Source organism: Streptomyces sp. NBC_00582, from assembly GCF_036345155.1.
Lineage (GTDB): Bacteria > Actinomycetota > Actinomycetes > Streptomycetales > Streptomycetaceae > Streptomyces.
This window is the reverse complement of the sequence record NZ_CP107772.1, coordinates 3,407,245-3,425,837: the sequence shown is the minus strand read 5'-3', so window position 1 is coordinate 3,425,837 and position 18,593 is coordinate 3,407,245. Positions and strand designations below refer to the sequence as shown.

Sequence of the window (18,593 nt, the reverse complement as noted above, 5' to 3'; positions counted from 1 at the left end):
CAGCCGACACCGCCGAGACAGGTCGTAGTGTTCGCTTACCGCTGGTACGCATATGCCTTCCTGGATGCGGACTCGGGCCGGCTCAGTCGACGACCGGCGGAAGTGCACGACGGTGGTTGGGAGACCAGGTCTCTTCCTCTTCGACCAGGTAGTCCGGCCGTCGGCCCTGCTGCTCATCCCGGTTCTTGGCCGAGGCGTGGCCCGAGCCAGGTGTTGTGCCGGTACGTCCCGTCGTGGCGCCGTGAGTCGACTCGGCCGACTGGGCGGGACGCACCAGACCTGACCCGCCTGGTGTGAAGCCGCGCGTTCCGGTGCGCCCCGGCTGCGCAGACCGCCCGCCGACCACGCCGCCGGTCTCCGAAGCCAGACGACGTCCACTCGTCATCGCGCCCTGACCGCCGCTACTTCCTCCGCCGAGTGTCCCCGGGGTCATGCCGCGCATCATCGGCGTACGGCCCTGCGTGCCGTTGCCGCCGCCGATGACCGTCCCGCGGGGAATGCCACCCGCAGGGCGTCCCGCGGTCGGGGACACGGGTCGGCCACCGACGATGCCCGTCTCACGGGGCATACGGGCCGTGCTTCCGTTGGTGATGCCCTGCCCGGGGACCATCGGAGACCGCATGCCCGACGGAACTCGCGCAGGAGGGTTCGCCGCTTGCCCGCCGCCGGTGCCGCCGAAGAGAGGCGGAACAACGCCCGGCTGAGAAGTGGTGACTTCGGGCCGGGGGATGGCGGTCCGAGGTTCCGTCGGCGTAGCGCCGGTGGGTGTCGTGGTCTGCGGGAGGGTGGCTGTGCCGTCGATCTCCATCGACGCAGGCCGGGGGGTACTGATCCGTTCAGTGCCGGTCACCGATGTGGTCGGCACGGCCCCAGATGCGTGGGTACTGCCCGCATGAACGGTGCTTCCGCCGGCTGAATGAAGGGAGGCGGACGGGACTGTCGTCGTGCGCGAGGCCTCGGGGGAGCTGATGGCGACGTGTTCGCTTTGGTCCCACTGCTTGCGATCCATATGGTCCGCCGGCGGAGAAAACGTGGGCGGCGCCATGCTGTTCACCTGTTGCGCCGAGTACTCGTACGTCTGGGCGAGCTTCTGCATCTGCTGGATCGCCTCGGCCCGGGCGGCGTCGATGCGGCCCTGTGCCGCTGTCGCGTCGGACTGGGCGGTCTGGGCGAGCGCACGGGCGTCGGGATCGTTCCTCGCGCCGGGCTGCTTCGCCGCGGCGATCGTGCTCTTCGCGTCGGAGAGGTCCGCCTGGGCTTGCGTGGTCTCCGACACCTTCGGCATAGCGGCCTTGGCCTCGGCGACGGCCTGGGCCACCGTCTCCATCCACCGCGACGCCCCCTCGGCGTACTGGCCGAGACGAAGCGTGGCGCTGGCGGCCTGGCCGCCCCAGTCGCGGAAGGCGTCACCGCCCTTGCCCTGCCATTCGAGCCCCTTGACGTGCGTCATGAGGTCGTCGCCGATCTTGGTGATCGTCGAGGCGGCCTTGGTGAGCCTGCTCGCGAGTTGAGACGCGCCTTCCGAACTCGCGGCGTCGATGAGCGCCGCCAGTTCCTCGTGCGTCATCGATTCGAAGTCGGTTCGCGCCAGCTTCGGCTCGCTTCGCTCGGGCTGGTCAGCCATTACAGACCCTCCTCGCCCTCGTCCTTGGGCGTGGTGGCGGGGGCGTCGGTGCCGCGCTGCTCCACGTTCGGATCCCGCTCGATCACGTAGTACTTCTCCGCCTCCGCGTTGACCTCGCGCATCCGCGCCCGGATGTCCTCGTCCAGGTTGGCGTAACCCACACGCGACGCATGCACCGCCAGCCCCATCCCCTCGATCTGTGCGCTGAGGGCCTTCGACAGGTTCTCCAACTCGTCGTGCACGACGGTGTAGGAGTCGTAGAGGAACTGTGCTTCCTTGAAGTCGGCGGAGCCGAGCTGCCCACGCGAAAGGCGGTCCTCGCCGACCTTGCCGGGAGCCGCCTCCGACTTGTCGAGCTCGATCAGGAGCTCGTCCACACGCTTCTTGAAGCTCTCCATGGCGGTGTGCTGGATGTCCAGCGCCATCTGAGGATTGACGCCGTACAGGGTGTCGAACGACTTGCCCGTGTCCGGCACACCCCTGTCCTCGGCGCCCCCGTTCCCGCTCACCTCAGCAGCCTCCCCGTTGTCCCCGTTAAATCAAGACGAGCCCGTTCAGTCGAGATCGGACCAGGCTCGATCAGTCACTTTAGTGGCGTTGCGGAAGCAAGCCCACCTGGATAAGAGATGTCCCTCGCTTGCGTGACACGAACACGCCGCGGCCTGCGGGCATAGGCCTGCCCCGGACGTTGCCGAGGATGTCTCCCTCGCCGGGGTCGCCGGACAACACCACGCCCTGCGCGCCGAGTTCCTTCACCCGCTGCATGAAGGACTCGTACATGGCCCGTGAGGCCCCGGCCGCGCTGCGCGCCACGATGAACTTGACGCCGACGTCCCGCGCGAACGGCAGATGGTCCACCAACTGAGAGAGTGGATTGCCGGAGTTGGTGGCGACCAGTTCGTAGTCGTCGATGATGACGAACAGTTGCGGACCGCTCCACCAGCTGCGATCGCGAAGCTGCTGCGGCGTGATGTCCGGCTTGGGGGTGCGCATCTCCATGAACTGCCGAATGGCGTCCATGTGCACCTGCATGGCCGACGCCATCGGCGCGTACTCCAGAAGGTGTTCCTCCGACACCGTCTCCAGCATGGTGCGCCGGTAGTCGCCCACCACGATCCGTGCCTCCGCGGGCGTGTAACGCTCGGCGATCTGCTTGGCGATCAGACGCAGCAGGTTCGTCTTGCCCGACTCGCTCTCACCGAAGACCAGGAAGAACGGATCGGCGTCGAGGTCGATGAAGACCGGCTCGAGGTTCGCCTCGTCGATGCCGATCGCGATGCCGTGCTGCGGGAACTCGAAGCCCTTGGGCAACTGGTCGGCCGGAAGCTTGCGGGGCAGGAGCCGTACGGTCGGGGCGGCCGGGCCCTGCCAGTTGTCCTTCACCGCCTGCACGAGCTGTGCCGTGGCGTCCGTCAGGTCCTCGTTCGCCGCGGACGAGTCGATGCGCGGCACCGCCGTCATGAAGTGCAGCTTCTCAGGGACCTGGCCACGGCCGGGCACTCCCGTCGGTACGTTCTGCGCGACCTTGCGGTCGAACTCCGAATCCATCGCGTCGCCGAGCCGCAGCTCGAGCCGGCCGAGCACCTGGTCCTTCAGGACCGCCCGCACCTCCATGTACCGCGAGGCGGAGAGCACCACATGGACGCCGTACCCGAGGCCCCGGGCCGCGAGGTCCGTCACCACGCCGTCCAGGCCCTCGTAGTCGTTTTTGAAGCTTCCCCAACCGTCGATGACGAGGAAGACGTCCCCCCAGGCTTCGCCGACGAATTCACCCGCCGCACGGCGCCTGCGGTAGGTCCCCATGGAATCGACGCCGTTCGCGCGGAAGAACTGCTCACGGCGGTTGAGGATGCCCGCCACCTCCGCGACCGTACGCCGCACACGCTCCGGATCCAGCCGTGAGGCCACCCCGCCGACATGCGGCAGGTCCGCGATCGCGGTCAAGCCGCCCCCACCGAAGTCGAGGCAGTAGAGCTGCACTTCGTGAGGGGTGTGGGTGAGGGCGAACGACGCGACGAGCGTACGCAGCAGCGTCGACTTGCCGGACTGCGGTCCGCCGACGATCAGCATGTGGCCGGCCGCACCGGAGAAGTCCGCGTACAGCACCTCACGCTTCTGCTCGAACGGCTTGTCGATGAGTCCGAGTGGCACCGTCAGCCCGCCCGGCCGCGTGAACTCCGCCGCGTGGAGCCCCCGTTGTGCCGAGACCGTCAACGACGGCAGTAGCTGGTCCAACGCGGGTGCCTGATCCAGCGGAGGCAGCCAGACCTGGTGGGCCGGTACACCCTGGCCCTCCAGGCGCTGAACGAGGACATCGAGGACCGTGTCCGCGAGGGCGGCGTCGTCCCTGCGCGCGGGGGCCTGAGCCGGATCCGGGTCGGCGTACACCATGGGCACCGGTGTCGCGGTGAACAGCGCCGGGCGCCGCTCGATCGGCATCCTGCCCTGGGCGACCTCAGGAGCGCCGGCTCGGTACGCCCCCGACACATACGCCGCCTTGAAGCGGATCATTTCGTCCGTGCCGAACTTCAGATACCCCGAGCCGGGTACCGACGGCAGGTGATACGCGTCCGGTACGCCCAGGGCCGCCCGCGACTCGGCGGCCGAGAACGTCCGCAGACCGATCCGGTACGACAGGTAGGTGTCCAGGCCCCGCAGTCGCCCTTCCTCCAGGCGCTGGGAGGCCAGCAGCAGGTGCACGCCCAGGGAACGGCCGATCCGACCGATCTGGATGAACATGTCGATGAAGTCCGGCTTCGCCGTGAGGAGCTCACTGAACTCGTCGATCACGAGGACGAGCGAGGCCAGAGCCTCCAGCGGAGCACCGGCGGCCCGCGCCTTCTCGTAGTCGTGGATGTTGGCGTAGTTGCCGGCCGCCCGCAGCAGCTCCTGGCGGCGCTGCAGTTCGCCGCGGATCGCGTCGCCCATGCGGTCCACGAGCGTCAGGTCGTCCGAGAGATTGGTGATGACGGCTGCGACGTGCGGCATCTGCGACATGCCGGCGAACGTCGCGCCACCCTTGAAGTCCGCGAGGACGAAGTTCAGCGTCTCGGAGGAGTGCGTGACCGCCAGACCCAGCACCAGCGTCCGCAGCAGCTCCGACTTGCCGGAACCGGTGGCACCCACGCACAGACCGTGCGGGCCCATGCCCTCCTGCGCGGCCTCCTTCAGGTCCAGCATCACGGGCTGACCGTCCTCACCCACACCGATCGGCACCCGCAACCTCTCCGGGGTCGATCGCGGACGCCACGTACGCGCGACGTCGACGGACGCCGCGTCACCCAGGCCCAACAGGTCGGTGAAGTCGAGGTTGGCGAGGAGCGGTTCGTCGCCGTCCCCACCGCTGCCCATGCGCAGGGGCGCCAGTTGCCGGGCCAGCGCCTCGGCGGCCGGCTGCGACAGCGTGTCGGGCTCACCTTCGTAGATCGTTCCGCTTCCGGAGTCCAGCCAGAGCCGCTCGGGCCGTACGACGATGGACAGATCCCCACGTGGCTGGTCGAGGTCGCCGGGGACGACCTCGACGATCGTCACGCCCTGGAGCCCCTCGGCGGCAGCGAAGGCCGAGGTCGGAGGCACGATGCCGCCGTCCAGGACCACCAGCAGGTGGGGCTGGTCCAGGACGGGCTGACCGTCCCGGCTGAAACGTGGCCGGCCGTCGAGCCTGGACGTCAGCAGCTGTTCCAGCTCACCGAGGTCGTCACCGAAGAGCCGACGGGTGCCGGAGCCGTCGAACTGGCCCGGCACCTGACAGTGCGGAAGCCACTTGGTCCAGTCCCAACGCGCCACGGCACCTGGCGAGGCCACGACGGCGATCACCAGGTCGTCGGGGGAGTGCAGGGAGGCTGCCTGGGCCACCAGGGCGCGAGCGGTCGACTGGGTGCAGCCGGCATCACCCGAAAGGGTCATGTGGTAGAAGGCGCGCAAGGACAACGCCACCGGCAGGCCGTCCAGTTGGCCGTGTACGGCCAGGAAGCGCTGCATGGCGCCGGCACAGAGCGGCTCCAACTCGTCGACCGGCGCGGTGTGCGGTGCGACCAGCGGAGTGGCGAGCTGCTGGGGCCCCAGGCCGATCCGGACCTGCCCGAAGTCACTGTCCCCGACCCTGCGTTCCCACACCCGGCCCCCCTCGGCCACCAGTGCCCACAGCTGTTCCGGCGCCGGGTGCAGGTACAGCTGGGCGTCACGCTGCTTGAGCGCGGTCCTGCGGACCGTACGGCGGGTCTGGGCGAGGTAGCGCAGGTAGTCACGGCGCACATCGGCCATTTGCCCCTGCGTACCACGGCGATAGCGGACAATCTGCGAGACGACCATCGCCGCGGTCGAGACCAGCATCAGCACACCCATGATCCGCATGAACGGGTGGGCGTTCGGCGACGCGAAGTAGAACACGACGGACGAGCCCATGCCGAGCGTCGGCAGGACCTGCATGAGCACGCCCTCCTGCTGCCCTCGGGGCAGCTCGGGAGGAGTCTCCAGATGCAGCTCATCCACGGGCACTTCGGGCGGCAGGGTACGCGGCGGGCGCTTGATGACGATCTGGCTCACCGGAGCACAATCCCCCTGTACGGACGAGTCGTTGCCCACCGGCACCCCCGTGGTGACGGCCGCCGTCCGCTGTTGCCCGATGCTACTTGTCAGCTCTGACATCGCGGCCGGTAGGGTGACGCCCGCAGCGTACGCATCCGCGAAGCAGGGGGTCAGTGAAGGTGAGTACGACCGCGGCGACGGGATTCTGCCGAGTCACTGTCGTGGCGCCGGACAGCCGTATCGACGTCGCGCTCCCGGTGGACATCCCGGTCGCCGACGTCTACCCCGAGATCCTGCGGCTCACGGGCCAGACCCAGCCGGCCGGCACCCCGACCGGCTACCACCTGGTGCGTCGCGACGGCCGCGTTCTCGACGGCGCCCGGACCCTCGCGGACGAGCGGGTCCTCGACGGCGAGGTGCTCGCCCTGCGCCCGTTTGCGGAGTCCCTGCCTCCAGCGGTCTACGACGATGTGTCGGACGCGGTCGCATCCGCCGTAGCGCGTGATCGTCACCTGTGGAGCGACGACCTGCTGCGCACCGCCGGCCTCACCGGGGGTTCGCTGCTCCTGCTCCTCCTCGGTTTCGTCCTTTGGTACGCCGACCCGGTGCGGCACGACATGTCCGGGCTTGCCGGCGTCATCGCGGGTGGCCTCGGAGTGCTCCTGGCCGCGTTGGCGAGCGTACGCGCGCGTGTCTACGACGACCGCGGCTCGGCCGTCGCCCTGGGACTCGGCGCGCTGCCTCTTCTGCTGCTCGCCGGCACCGGGATCGTCTCTCCCGACCAGGGACAGGGGCCGGGCCGGCTCCAGTTCCTGCTCGGTTGCGTGACCGTCCTGGTCGCCTCGGTCGTTCTGGTCGCGCTCACGCCCAGCGGGGACGCTCCCTTCGTCGCGGCGACCTTCCTGTCGGCCGTGGGCGTGCTGGCCACCTTCGTGATGATCGTGACCGAGGCGTCGGCGACCTCCACCGCGGCGGTGTGCGCCCCGGTGTCGATCGGTCTCGTGGCCTTCCTGCCGGGCCTCTCCGCACGGTTCGCCCGTCTGCCCATCGGGTACGCGCCGCCCCGCTCCGCCACCCAGGACGACTTCGACCCCGATACGGCTTCGTCGGCGGACACAGAGGCGCTGGACGCGGAGCGCATCGCCGCCCAGGCCCGGCGCGGCCACGAGATGCTGCTGGGGCTGGTGGGCGGCACTGCCGCCGTCGTCGTCGGCACGGCCGCCGTCCTCGGCTTCTCGGACAACGTCTGGGGACAACTCCTGGCCCTGACCACGGGCTTGGCCATGCTCGTCCGCGCTCGTCTCTTCCGCTACACCTCCCAGGTCGTATGCGTCCTCGGCGCGGGAATCGCCGCTGTCGCGCTCCTGCTGCTCGGCCTTGCGCTCAAGCCACCCGCCGAGGCCGTGACGGAGTTGGTCCTGCACGGCGACAGCGGCGCGCTCGACCTGCGGACCACGTGGCTCACGGCGGCGATCGCCGCCGGCGCCGCACTGATCACCTCGGTCGGTCTGATCATCCCGAAGAAGGGCCTGTCGCCGTTCTGGGGCCGCTTCCTCGACCTCGCGGAGGGGACGGTCCTGCTCAGTCTCGTCCCGCTCTGCCTCGCCACCGTCGGCGCGCTGACCGCGGCGCGATCCATGGTCGGCTAGACCGTCCCAAGCACCGACGACCGACCGGCCGCCGATCCCGGCCGCAGCTCCAGACTCAGGAACCCGGCCGCAGAACCGGTAGACCCAGCCAAAGGACCCCGCGTGAGCTTCGGCCCGCCCCCCTCCCTGTACACCCAGTCCGCCCTGGCCGCGGAGACCCGCGAGCGCAACCGCCGCAAGACCTGGCTGCTGGGCCTGCTCGCCCTCGTACTCGTCGCCGCGCTCGGTACCGGCGGCCTGCTCCTGTGGGGCAGTGACGACAACGGCACGAGGACCCAGGAGACAGCCCCCACCCAAGGCCCCCTGGACATCCGCACCACCGTGGAGCACCAACCCGCCACCACCGTCGGCAAAATGGCCTTCCGTTTCTCCGTCGACGACCTGAGCCCCGGCGAGTCCTACCAGCTCCCCGGTCTGTGGGCCACCGACAAGATCCTCGCCAAGGGCATCAACAAGACCCTCGTCGGCTTCGCCATGGGCACCGACGCCGCGCCCGGCGACGAGAAGTGGAGGCTTCCCCTCGACGGCCCCATCTGCGGCTACACCCGTCATGTCACCGGCGACGACCGCACCGCCGTGCTCTACGCCGGCAAGGACGAGGAGCACGCCCTCTGCGACCACGTGGCCTTCTTCGACCTCGACGACGGCGAGGAGGTCTGGTCGCACGCCCTCCCGGTCCACGGCATCGGCGCCTCCCCGAAGAAGCCGACGACCGACGCGCTCCAGGACGCCCCGAGCGTGACCCTCACCCGCGACACGGTGGCCGTCACCTGGGGCGGCGGCACGATCGCGTACGACATGGACCACGGCAGACAGCGCTGGAGCACGAAGGCGACCGGCACCTGCCACGACGACGGTGCCGCCGGCGGCGGCGCGCTGCTCGTCCGTCAGCAGTGCTGGAGCGGCGACAAGAACCTCCCGATCGACAGCTGGGACGTCCTCACCTACAAGATCCGCAAGGTCGACCCCGCCACCGGCCGCACGCTGTGGACGTACTCCGCCGCGCAGGGCGTCCGCGAGGTCGCCGTCCCCTCCACCGCCCCCGCCGTCCTCGCCGTCTCGGCCGGCGACACCGGCATCACCGAACTGCTCTCCCTCGACGACCACGGCAAGAACCGCGCCACGATCCGCCTCCGCAGCGGCACCTACGTCGGCGAGTGCGCGCTCCAGGACGACTACACGGTCCTGGACTACTGCCCGACCGTCGCCGTCGGCGCCGGACAGGTCTTCCTGCGCAGCAAGGACGACATCGCGAAGCACACCACGAACTGGATCATCGGCTTCGACCTGGCGACCGGGAACACCACCCAGAAGTTCGAGTCCGGCCCCGACGCCCTGCTGGTCCCCGTCGAGGTGAGCGGCGACCGGCTCCTCGCCCTGCGCGAGAGCCAGGACCGCATCTCACCCAGCGCCCTCGTCGCGCTCGACCCGAAGACCGGCGAGGAGAAGCCCTTCTTCTACTTCGACCTGCCGCCCGAGGCGGAGAACTTCACCTCGATCGACTTCACCGACGTCCTCGTCCAGGACGGCCGCCTCTTCTTCGGCGCCAAGTCGGTCACCGGCCCCGCCAAGGGCCAGCCGCGCTGGATCTACGCGGTCCTCGGCATCGAGAGCAGCACGCTGAAGAATTCCTGACGACGGTCGGACGGGGCCCGGTGGTCGGACGGGGCCCGGTGGTCGGACAGGGCCGGTGGTCGGACGGGGCCCGGTGGTCGGGACAGGCCCGGTTGGTCGGACGGGGCCCAGCGGTCGGCCGGGGGCGGCGGACGGGTGGCGGTCCGACGGACCGGCGGACGAACGGGCGGCGGCCGGCACCCACCGCCCACCTCCCGACCCACCCGGTCACCGACCTACGTCCCCCGCCACGTCCCCCCTCCGTTCCCCAACCCACCCCGTCCCGCACCCGTCCCCCACCCCGTCCCCCATCCGTTCCCCAACCCGCCCGCCTACCCCGCAGCCCGAGGCCCCGCCTCCAGGTCGAACTCCCCGTCCCGCGCCCCCAGCACGAACGCCCGCCATTCCCCCTGCGTGTAGCGCAGCACGGTGTCCGGATCCAGCGAGGACCGCATCGCCACGGCACCGCCGGGCAGGTCCGCGATCTCGACGCGCTCCTCGTGCTCCTCCGCGCCCGGAGCGCACTTCCACTCGACGCCGGAGATGTCGAGCGCGTACAGCTCGTCCCGCTCGCGCTCCTTGCGCGCCTTCATCTCCGCTTCCGTCTCCGCCATGCCCCAGCGTCCCTTCCCGACGTTCGCTTCACGTACGAGCCATTTCACGCACCGCTTCACGCACCGCACCGCACCGCACCGCGCCGCATCACGCTCCACGCACCGCGTCCCGCACGATCCGCTCCACGTACGATCCGACCGTCACCCTAGTGGCCCCTTCCCCGCCACCGACGTGGTTCGGATACCGGGGCGAAGACGCCCGCCACCTCCTGGTACCCTGTCTGTCGGCCGTTTGTGTACGCACCCCCAGAGCCCTCAGTGAGGCCCTGGAGGCCGCGCCCAGCGGATCCCCGCCTCCCGAGTAACGGAAGCTCCCCCGCGATGCAGACCGGGGGCACTCGGCGGCCACAGACCATGAGGAGTACGCGTGTCGCTCGACGCCGCTACGAAGAAGCAGATCATCGCCGAGTTCGGCCAGAAGGAGGGCGACACCGGCTCCCCCGAGGTCCAGGTCGCCATGCTGTCCCGTCGGATCTCCGACCTGACCGAGCACCTCAAGACCCACAAGCACGACCACCACTCCCGCCGTGGTCTGCTGATCCTGGTCGGCCAGCGTCGCCGCCTGCTGCAGTACCTGGCCAAGAAGGACATCCAGCGCTTCCGTACGCTGGTCGACCGCCTCGGCATCCGCCGCGGTGCGGCCGGCGCCAAGTAAGACGCCGTGGAGGGAGCGGTTCCCGTTTCTGGGGAGCCGCTCCTTTTGCTGTACGTACGGAAACGTGCGGAGTGTCACCACCCCTTTGTAGTGTGGTAGCACACCGCACTACGCATGACACAGGGTGATGGCTGGCAACGCATCACCAAACGAACGAGGAGAGCGCACCTAGCCGCCGCCGGTCCTCGGTAGTGGCCCCCGGGGGAACGAGCCCCGGGTGCTTCGATCGAAGACCGGCCCGCACCGCACGGCGCGCATCTCCGTCACCGTCCCCCTGCCACACGGGCAGCGCGGGACGAAAAGACGACAAGTAACGGAGAAAACGCTAGTGGAGAACGAGACCCACTACGCCGAGGCCGTCATCGACAACGGCGCCTTCGGCACCCGCACCATCCGCTTCGAGACGGGCCGCCTGGCCAAGCAGGCCGCCGGCTCCGCCGTGGCGTACCTGGACGACGACACCATGGTGCTGTCGGCCACCACCGCCTCCAAGAACCCCAAGGACCAGCTCGACTTCTTCCCCCTGACGGTGGACGTCGAGGAGCGGATGTACGCCGCCGGCAAGATCCCCGGCAGCTTCTTCCGCCGTGAGGGCCGTCCTTCCGAGGACGCCATCCTCACCTGCCGCCTGATCGACCGCCCGCTGCGCCCGTCCTTCAAGAAGGGCCTGCGCAACGAGATCCAGGTCGTCGCCACGATCATGGCGCTCAACCCCGACCACCTGTACGACGTCGTGGCGATCAACGCCGCCTCCGCGTCCACGCAGCTCGCCGGTCTGCCCTTCTCCGGCCCGATCGGCGGCGTCCGCGTCGCGCTGATCAGCGGCCAGTGGGTCGCCTTCCCGACGCACACCGAGCTCGAGGACGCCGTCTTCGACATGGTGGTCGCCGGCCGCGTCCTGGAGGACGGCGACGTCGCGATCATGATGGTCGAGGCCGAGGCCACCGAGAAGACCATCCAGCTCGTCAAGGGTGGCGCCGAGGCCCCCACCGAGGAGGTCGTCGCCGCCGGTCTGGAAGCCGCGAAGCCCTTCATCAAGGTCCTCTGCAAGGCCCAGGCCGACCTCGCCGCGAAGGCCGCCAAGCCCACCGGCGAGTTCCCGATCTTCCTCGACTACCAGGACGACGTCCTGGAGGCGCTGACCGCCGCCGTCAAGCCCGAGCTGGCCCAGGCGCTCACCATCGCCGGCAAGCAGGAGCGCGAGTCCGAGCTGGACCGCGTCAAGGGCCTGGCCGCCGAGAAGCTGCTCCCGGAGTTCGAGGGCCGCGAGAAGGAGATCTCCGCCGCGTACCGCTCGCTCACCAAGCAGCTGGTCCGCGAGCGCGTGATCAAGGAGAAGAAGCGCATCGACGGCCGCGGCGTCACGGACATCCGTACGCTCGCCGCCGAGGTCGAGGCCATCCCGCGCGTGCACGGCTCCGCGGTGTTCGAGCGTGGCGAGACCCAGATCCTGGGCGTCACCACCCTCAACATGCTCCGCATGGAGCAGCAGCTGGACACCCTCTCCCCGGTGACCCGCAAGCGCTACATGCACAACTACAACTTCCCGCCGTACTCCACCGGCGAGACCGGCCGCGTCGGCTCCCCGAAGCGCCGCGAGATCGGCCACGGCGCCCTCGCCGAGCGCGCCCTGGTCCCGGTCCTGCCGACCCGCGAGGAGTTCCCCTACGCGATCCGCCAGGTCTCCGAGGCGCTGAGCTCCAACGGCTCGACGTCCATGGGCTCGGTCTGCGCCTCCACCATGTCGCTGCTGAACGCCGGTGTGCCGCTGAAGGCCCCCGTCGCCGGTATCGCCATGGGTCTGATCTCCCAGGAGATCGAGGGCGAGACGCACTACGTCACCCTCACCGACATCCTCGGTGCGGAGGACGCCTTCGGCGACATGGACTTCAAGGTCGCCGGCACCAAGGAGTTCGTCACCGCCCTCCAGCTCGACACCAAGCTGGACGGCATCCCGGCCTCCGTCCTGGCCGCCGCCCTCAAGCAGGCCCGTGACGCCCGCCTCCACATCCTCGACGTGATGATGGAAGCGATCGACACGCCGGACGAGATGTCCCCCAACGCGCCGCGGATCATCACCGTGAAGATCCCGGTCGACAAGATCGGCGAGGTCATCGGCCCCAAGGGCAAGATGATCAACCAGATCCAGGAGGACACCGGCGCCGAGATCACCATCGAGGACGACGGCACCATCTACATCGGCGCCGCCGACGGCCCCTCCGCCGAGGCCGCCCGTACGACGATCAACGGCATCGCCAACCCGACGATGCCCGAGGTCGGCGAGCGCTACCTGGGTACGGTCGTCAAGACCACCACCTTCGGCGCGTTCGTCTCCCTGCTCCCCGGCAAGGACGGTCTGCTGCACATCTCGCAGATCCGCAAGCTGGCCGGCGGCAAGCGCGTGGAGAACGTCGAGGACGTCGTCGGCGTGGGCCAGAAGGTCCAGGTCGAGATCGCCGAGATCGACTCCCGCGGCAAGCTCTCCCTGATCCCCGTGATCGAGGGCGAGGAAGGCTCCACGGACGAGCAGAAGGACGACACCGACAAGTGACGTCGAGTAGCTCCCCGGCGACGGCCCGCACCTCCTCGGAGGCGCGGGCCGTCGCCCGTACCCAAACCCTGATCAAGGGCGAGAGCGGCATCGGCACGGTCCGCAAGACCACCCTCCCGGGCGGCCTGCGCATCGTCACCGAGACCCTCCCCTCGGTCCGCTCCGCGACCTTCGGCATCTGGGCCCACGTCGGCTCCCGCGACGAGACCCCCGCGCTGAACGGCGCCACGCACTATCTGGAGCACCTGCTCTTCAAGGGCACCACCCGCAGATCGGCGCTGGACATCTCCTCCGCGATCGACGCGGTCGGCGGCGAGATGAACGCGTTCACGGCGAAGGAGTACACGTGCTACTACGCGCGCGTGCTCGACGCCGACCTGCCGCTCGCCATCGACGTCGTCTGCGACATGCTGACCGGCTCCCTCATCCTCGAAGAGGACGTCAACGTCGAACGCGGCGCCATCCTCGAAGAGATCGCCATGACCGAGGACGACCCCGGCGACTGTGTGCACGACCTGTTCGCACAGACGATGTTCGGCGACAACCCCCTCGGCCGACCGGTCCTCGGCACCGTCGACACGGTCAACGCCCTCACCGCCGACCGCATCCGCCGCTTCTACAAGAAGCACTACGACCCGACGCACCTGGTCGTGGCGGCCGCCGGCAACATCGACCACAACAAGGTCGTACGGCAGGTCCGCGCGGCCTTCGAGAAGGCGGGCGCCCTGAAGAACACGGACGCCGCGCCGATCGCCCCGCGCGACGGCCGACGCACCATCCGCGCCTCGGGCCGGGTCGAACTCCTCGGCCGCAAGACCGAGCAGGCCCATGTCGTCCTCGGCATGCCCGGCCTCGCCCGCACCGACGACCGCCGCTGGGCCCTCGGCGTCCTCAACACCGCCCTCGGCGGCGGCATGTCCTCCCGGCTCTTCCAGGAGGTCCGCGAGAAGCGCGGCCTGGCCTACAGCGTGTACTCGTACACCTCCGGCTTCGCCGACTGCGGCCTCTTCGGCGTCTACGCCGGCTGCCGTCCCTCGCAGGTCCACGACGTGCTGAGGATCTGCCGCGACGAACTCGACCACGTCGCCCAGCACGGACTGTCCGACGACGAGATAGGGCGCGCCATCGGCCAGCTCAGGGGCTCCACGGTGCTCGGCCTGGAGGACACCGGTGCGCTGATGAACCGCATCGGCAAGAGTGAGCTGTGCTGGGGCGAGCAGATGTCCGTCGACGAGATGCTGACCCGGATAGCGGCCGTGACCCCGGACGAGGTCCGTTCGGTCGCCCGCGACATCCTGGGACGGCGCCCGTCGCTGTCGGTCATCGGCCCGCTCAAGGACAAGCAGGCCGCCCGGCTGCACGACGCGGTCGCCTAATCCACTCCCGTAAGGAAGCACAACAGATGAGCAAGCTGCGTGTGGCGGTCCTCGGCGCCAAGGGCCGGATCGGTTCCGAGGCGGTACGGGCCGTCGAGGCCGCCGAGGACATGGAGCTGGTGGCCGCCCTGGGCCGCGGCGACAAGCTGGAGACGCTGGCCGACACCGGCGCCCAGGTCGCCGTGGAACTCACCACGCCCGCCTCCGTCATGGAGAACCTCGAGTACTGCGTCGGCCACGGCATCCACGCCGTGGTCGGTACGACGGGCTGGACCGACGAGCGCCTCGCGCAGCTGGGCGACTGGCTGGCCGCCTCCCCGGAGACCGGTGTGCTCATCGCGCCGAACTTCTCCATCGGCGCGGTCCTCACCATGAAGTTCGCGCAGATCGCGGCGCCGTACTTCGAGTCCGTCGAGGTCGTCGAGCTGCACCACCCGAACAAGGTGGACGCCCCCTCCGGCACCGCCACCCGCACCGCCCAGCTCATCGCCGAGGCCCGCCGCGCGGCCGGCACCGCCCCGGCCCCGGACGCCACGGCGACGGCGCTGGACGGAGCGCGCGGCGCGGACGTGGACGGCATCCCCGTGCACGCCGTCCGCCTCAGGGGCCTGCTGGCCCACCAGGAGGTCCTGCTGGGCGGCGAGGGCGAGACCCTCACCGTCCGCCACGACTCCCTCCACCACAGCAGCTTCATGCCGGGCATCCTGCTGGGCGCCCGCCGGGTGGTGACGACTCCGGGCCTCACCTTCGGCCTGGAGCACTTCCTGGACCTGAACTAGAGATCGCGTCCGACATGCGCGCCAAGCTCTCCTACGCCGTCACGGCCGCCGTCCTGGTCTTCTACTTCGTCCTGGTCGGCAGCCGCGGCGTCATGCTCATACAGTCCGGCACCCTGATCACCGTCACCTTCGGGATCGCGGTGCTGATCCTGCCGGTCATCGGCGTCTGGTTCCTGTGGAAGAACACCCAGTTCGTCCGCCGGGCCAACGCCCTCGCCGCCGAACTCGACGCCGAGGGCGGCCTCCCCGTCGACGAGCTCAAGCGCACCCCCGGCGGCCGCATCGACCGCGACTCGGCCGACGAGGTCTTCGCCCGGCGCAAGGCCGAGACCGAGGCGGCCCCCGAGGACTGGCGGAGCTGGTTCCGCCTCGCCGTCGCCTACCACGACGCCCGCGACACCCCGCGCGCCCGCAAGGCGATGCAGCGAGCGATCAGCCTCCACGACGGCAAGCGCGTCGAGACGGCCTGAGCCGTGCCGCCGTACGCCGAAGGGGCCGGTCCGCTGAGAGTGCGGACCGGCCCCTTCGGCGTCTTCGGCGTCTTCGGAGTCAGGAACGCCCGTACTCCGACGCCCATGCCTCGACGGCGTCCGAGGCCCGGTCGAACGCCTCGGCCCGCCCCAGGAAGTCCGCCCCGTGCGTGGTCAGCAGCATCGCCGTGTCGTCCGCCGGCCGGTCCCGTCGTACGAGGACCAGGGCCTGTCCCTGGACCGTGCGCGGCATCCCCAGCCAGCGCACCGGCCCCTGAACCGTCCGGAGGACCGCGACCCGGTCCCACGGCACCGTCCGGGTGAGGACGAACCGCACCTGCCGCAGCCCGCGAGCGCTGACCCACACCCCCATGCGCAGCAGCCGCAGCGCGGCGACGATCACCAGCAGGGAGAGGCCGAGGACCACGCCCGCGTCGGAGACCTTTCCGGTCAGTGCGATGGCGACGGCCGCGAGCAGCACGAACGAGGCGAGCAGCAGGGCCAGCGCGGCTGCTGCGACACGCCAGGGGCCGGGCCGGTAGGGGCGCCGCCAGCGCTCACGGTCCTCGAAGGGCAGCGCGACATCGTCCGCTGTCTCGAACGGGCGATCGGCCGTCAGGAAGGGCAGGGGCACGACTGGTCCTCACTCGTCCGTGCGTGGGCTGTGCCCGGTGAGGCTATCGCGTCGGTGCCCCTGAGAGGCCTGCGGCTGCTGTGACGGCTGTGAACCGCTGGGCCGACGAGGTGCGCCGGGTGCGTCCCGGGCGCCCCGTAGAGTGGGCGCGAACCGCAGATGTGATGGGAAGGACCCTTCGTGACGCCCGCCGATCCCCAGCCGTCCCTCCGCAGTGACGTGACCGTCGAGCTGGTGAAATCCAGTGCCTCGGACTCCGACGTCCTCTTCGCCGCCCGGGTCTCGACCGCCGGCGAGCAGTCCCTGGACGAGCTCCAGAAGGACCCCGAGCGCTCCAGGGGACTGATCAACTACCTGATGCGGGACCGGCACGGCAGCCCCTTCGAGCACAACTCGATGACCTTCTTCATCAGCGCCCCGATCTTCGTGTTCCGCGAGTTCATGCGGCACCGCGTGGGCTGGTCGTACAACGAGGAGTCGGGTCGCTACCGGGAGCTGGAGCCGGTCTTCTACGTCCCCGACGCGTCCCGCAAGCTCGTCCAGCAGGGGCGGCCCGGCAAGTACGTCTTCGTCGAGGGCGCCCCCGAGCAGCACGAGTTCGTCGGCAAGACCATGGAGGCCTCCTACCGGCAGGCCTACGAGGCCTACCAGGAGATGCTCGCGCAGGGCGTCGCCCGCGAGATCGCCCGCGCGGTCCTGCCCGTCGGGCTCTTCTCCTCGATGTACGCCACCTGCAACGCCCGCTCGCTGATGCACTTCCTCGGCCTGCGCACCCAGCACGAGCTGGCCAAGGTGCCCTCCTTCCCGCAGCGGGAGATCGAGATGGTCGGCGAGAGGATGGAGGCCGAGTGGGCGAAGCTCATGCCCCTCACCTACGCGGCCTTCAACGCCAACGGTCGTGTCGCCCCGTGACGAAGGCGTGTTCTGCCGAACGACACACATGTACGGGTCATCCGAGCGAAGTGTCCGTATTGCGGCATTTGGAGAAGTTCATCTAGCCTGATCAAACGGACCCGGTACTGCTTGAACCCCCGAGCAGGCAGTACCGGGCTCCGCATTTGTCGTGACTTTTCGTAACCCCCCGAGGGCAGACCACACGGGGAGCAACGAGTAGCGTGTTACCCATGGCTCCGACCTCCACTCCGCAGACCCCCTTCGGGCGGGTCCTCACCGCCATGGTCACGCCGTTCACGGCGGACGGCGCACTCGACCTCGACGGCGCTCAGCGGCTCGCCACGCACCTGGTGGACGCAGGCAACGACGGCCTGATCATCAACGGCACCACCGGCGAGTCCCCCACCACCAGCGACGCGGAGAAATCGGACCTCGTACGAGCCGTCCTGGAGGCAGTCGGCGACCGGGCCCACATCGTGGCGGGCGTCGGCACCAACGACACCCACCACAGCATCGAACTGGCCAAGGCAGCCGAGCAGACCGGCGCGCACGGCCTGCTGATCGTCACCCCGTACTACAACAAGCCCCCTCAGGAGGGCCTGTACCGGCACTTCACGGCCGTCGCCGACGCCACCGAGCTGCCCGTCATGCTCTACGACATCCCCGGCCGCAGCGGCGTCCCGATCAGCACCGAGACGCTCGTCCGCCTCGCCCAGCACCCCCGGATCGTCGCCAACAAGGACGCCAAGGGCGACCTCGGCCGCGCGAGCTGGGCCATCGCGCGCTCCGGCCTCGCCTGGTACTCCGGCGACGACATGCTCAACCTCCCGCTGCTCTCCGTGGGCGCGGTCGGCTTCGTCTCGGTCGTCGGCCATGTGGTCACGCCCGACCTGCGCGCCCTCGTCGACGCGTTCGTCGCCGGTGAGGTCCAGAAGGCCACCGAGATCCACCAGAAGCTGCTCCCGGTCTACACGGGCATGTTCCGCACCCAGGGCGTCATGACCACCAAGGCCGCCCTCGCCCTCCAGGGCCTGCCCGCCGGCCCGCTGCGCTCGCCCATGGTCGAGTGCTCGCCGGAAGAGATCGAGCAGCTCAAGATCGATCTTGCCGCAGGCGGGGTACAGCTCTGACAACGGACTTCACAACTGAATAGGCAGGCCCCCGGTGCCTGCATCCACAACGACAACTGCTTCTGCACGAACGTCA

Annotated in this window: 14 protein-coding genes; 9 read left to right on the top strand and 5 right to left on the bottom strand. The window is 69.7% G+C overall.

Going from position 1 to position 18,593, the window contains the following annotated elements; translation table 11 throughout:
- Nucleotides 1-82: 82 nt before the first annotated feature.
- The 3 genes from OG852_RS14850 to eccCa form a co-directional block, all read right to left on the bottom strand.
- Nucleotides 83-1,624, bottom strand: coding sequence for a hypothetical protein (locus OG852_RS14850; RefSeq protein WP_330348196.1), 1,542 nt, complete (start codon nucleotides 1,622-1,624; stop codon nucleotides 83-85).
- Nucleotides 1,624-2,133, bottom strand: coding sequence for a hypothetical protein (locus OG852_RS14845; RefSeq protein WP_443064529.1), 510 nt, complete (start codon nucleotides 2,131-2,133; stop codon nucleotides 1,624-1,626). The genes OG852_RS14850 and OG852_RS14845 overlap by 1 nt, the downstream gene beginning before the upstream one ends.
- Nucleotides 2,134-2,212: 79 nt before the next feature.
- Nucleotides 2,213-6,169 (bottom strand): type VII secretion protein EccCa, encoded by a 3,957-nt coding sequence (gene eccCa, locus OG852_RS14840; protein ID WP_330348195.1) that lies wholly within the window; start codon nucleotides 6,167-6,169, stop codon nucleotides 2,213-2,215.
- 161 nt (nucleotides 6,170-6,330) lie between these two features.
- Here eccCa and eccD point away from each other — a divergent pair, with 161 nt between their 5' ends.
- Nucleotides 6,331-7,800, top strand: a complete 1,470-nt coding sequence (gene eccD, locus OG852_RS14835; RefSeq protein ID WP_330348194.1) for a type VII secretion integral membrane protein EccD — start codon at nucleotides 6,331-6,333, stop codon at nucleotides 7,798-7,800.
- A 102-nt stretch (nucleotides 7,801-7,902) separates the two neighbouring features.
- Nucleotides 7,903-9,435: an outer membrane protein assembly factor BamB family protein gene (locus OG852_RS14830; protein ID WP_330348193.1), complete on the top strand. Its 1,533-nt coding sequence runs from the start codon at nucleotides 7,903-7,905 to the stop codon at nucleotides 9,433-9,435.
- A 311-nt stretch (nucleotides 9,436-9,746) separates the two neighbouring features.
- Here OG852_RS14830 and OG852_RS14825 read toward each other — a convergent pair whose 3' ends face one another.
- A complete protein-coding gene (locus OG852_RS14825; RefSeq protein ID WP_133917698.1) occupies nucleotides 9,747-10,028 on the bottom strand; it encodes a DUF397 domain-containing protein in 282 nt (93 codons plus the stop codon).
- Between the two features lie 367 nt (nucleotides 10,029-10,395).
- Here OG852_RS14825 and rpsO point away from each other — a divergent pair, with 367 nt between their 5' ends.
- From rpsO to OG852_RS14800, 5 genes are all read left to right on the top strand, one after another.
- A complete protein-coding gene (gene rpsO, locus OG852_RS14820; RefSeq protein ID WP_016432306.1) occupies nucleotides 10,396-10,683 on the top strand; it encodes a 30S ribosomal protein S15 in 288 nt (95 codons plus the stop codon).
- A 328-nt stretch (nucleotides 10,684-11,011) separates the two neighbouring features.
- Nucleotides 11,012-13,234, top strand: coding sequence for a polyribonucleotide nucleotidyltransferase (locus tag OG852_RS14815; RefSeq protein ID WP_133917699.1), 2,223 nt, complete (start codon nucleotides 11,012-11,014; stop codon nucleotides 13,232-13,234).
- Nucleotides 13,231-14,610 carry a M16 family metallopeptidase gene (locus tag OG852_RS14810; RefSeq protein ID WP_133917700.1) on the top strand — a complete coding sequence of 460 codons (1,380 nt, stop codon included), beginning with the start codon at nucleotides 13,231-13,233 and terminating at the stop codon, nucleotides 14,608-14,610. Before OG852_RS14815 ends, OG852_RS14810 begins: the two co-directional genes overlap by 4 nt.
- Before the next feature lie 26 nt (nucleotides 14,611-14,636).
- Nucleotides 14,637-15,389, top strand: a complete 753-nt coding sequence (gene dapB / locus OG852_RS14805) for a 4-hydroxy-tetrahydrodipicolinate reductase (protein WP_133917701.1) — start codon at nucleotides 14,637-14,639, stop codon at nucleotides 15,387-15,389.
- Nucleotides 15,390-15,403: 14 nt separating this feature from the next.
- The gene (locus tag OG852_RS14800) at nucleotides 15,404-15,859 is read left to right on the top strand and encodes a hypothetical protein (RefSeq protein ID WP_133917702.1); all 456 of its coding nucleotides are present in this window, start codon (nucleotides 15,404-15,406) and stop codon (nucleotides 15,857-15,859) included.
- A 79-nt stretch (nucleotides 15,860-15,938) separates the two neighbouring features.
- Here the strand turns inward: OG852_RS14800 and OG852_RS14795 are convergent, their stop codons facing one another.
- Nucleotides 15,939-16,493 (bottom strand): hypothetical protein, encoded by a 555-nt coding sequence (locus tag OG852_RS14795; protein WP_133917703.1) that lies wholly within the window; start codon nucleotides 16,491-16,493, stop codon nucleotides 15,939-15,941.
- A gap of 180 nt (nucleotides 16,494-16,673) precedes the next feature.
- Between OG852_RS14795 and thyX the strand changes: the two genes are divergently transcribed.
- Nucleotides 16,674-17,405 (top strand): FAD-dependent thymidylate synthase, encoded by a 732-nt coding sequence (gene thyX / locus OG852_RS14790; RefSeq protein WP_330348192.1) that lies wholly within the window; start codon nucleotides 16,674-16,676, stop codon nucleotides 17,403-17,405.
- Nucleotides 17,406-17,617: 212 nt separating this feature from the next.
- Nucleotides 17,618-18,517 (top strand): 4-hydroxy-tetrahydrodipicolinate synthase, encoded by a 900-nt coding sequence (gene dapA, locus OG852_RS14785; protein WP_133917705.1) that lies wholly within the window; start codon nucleotides 17,618-17,620, stop codon nucleotides 18,515-18,517.
- Nucleotides 18,518-18,593 lie beyond the last annotated feature (76 nt).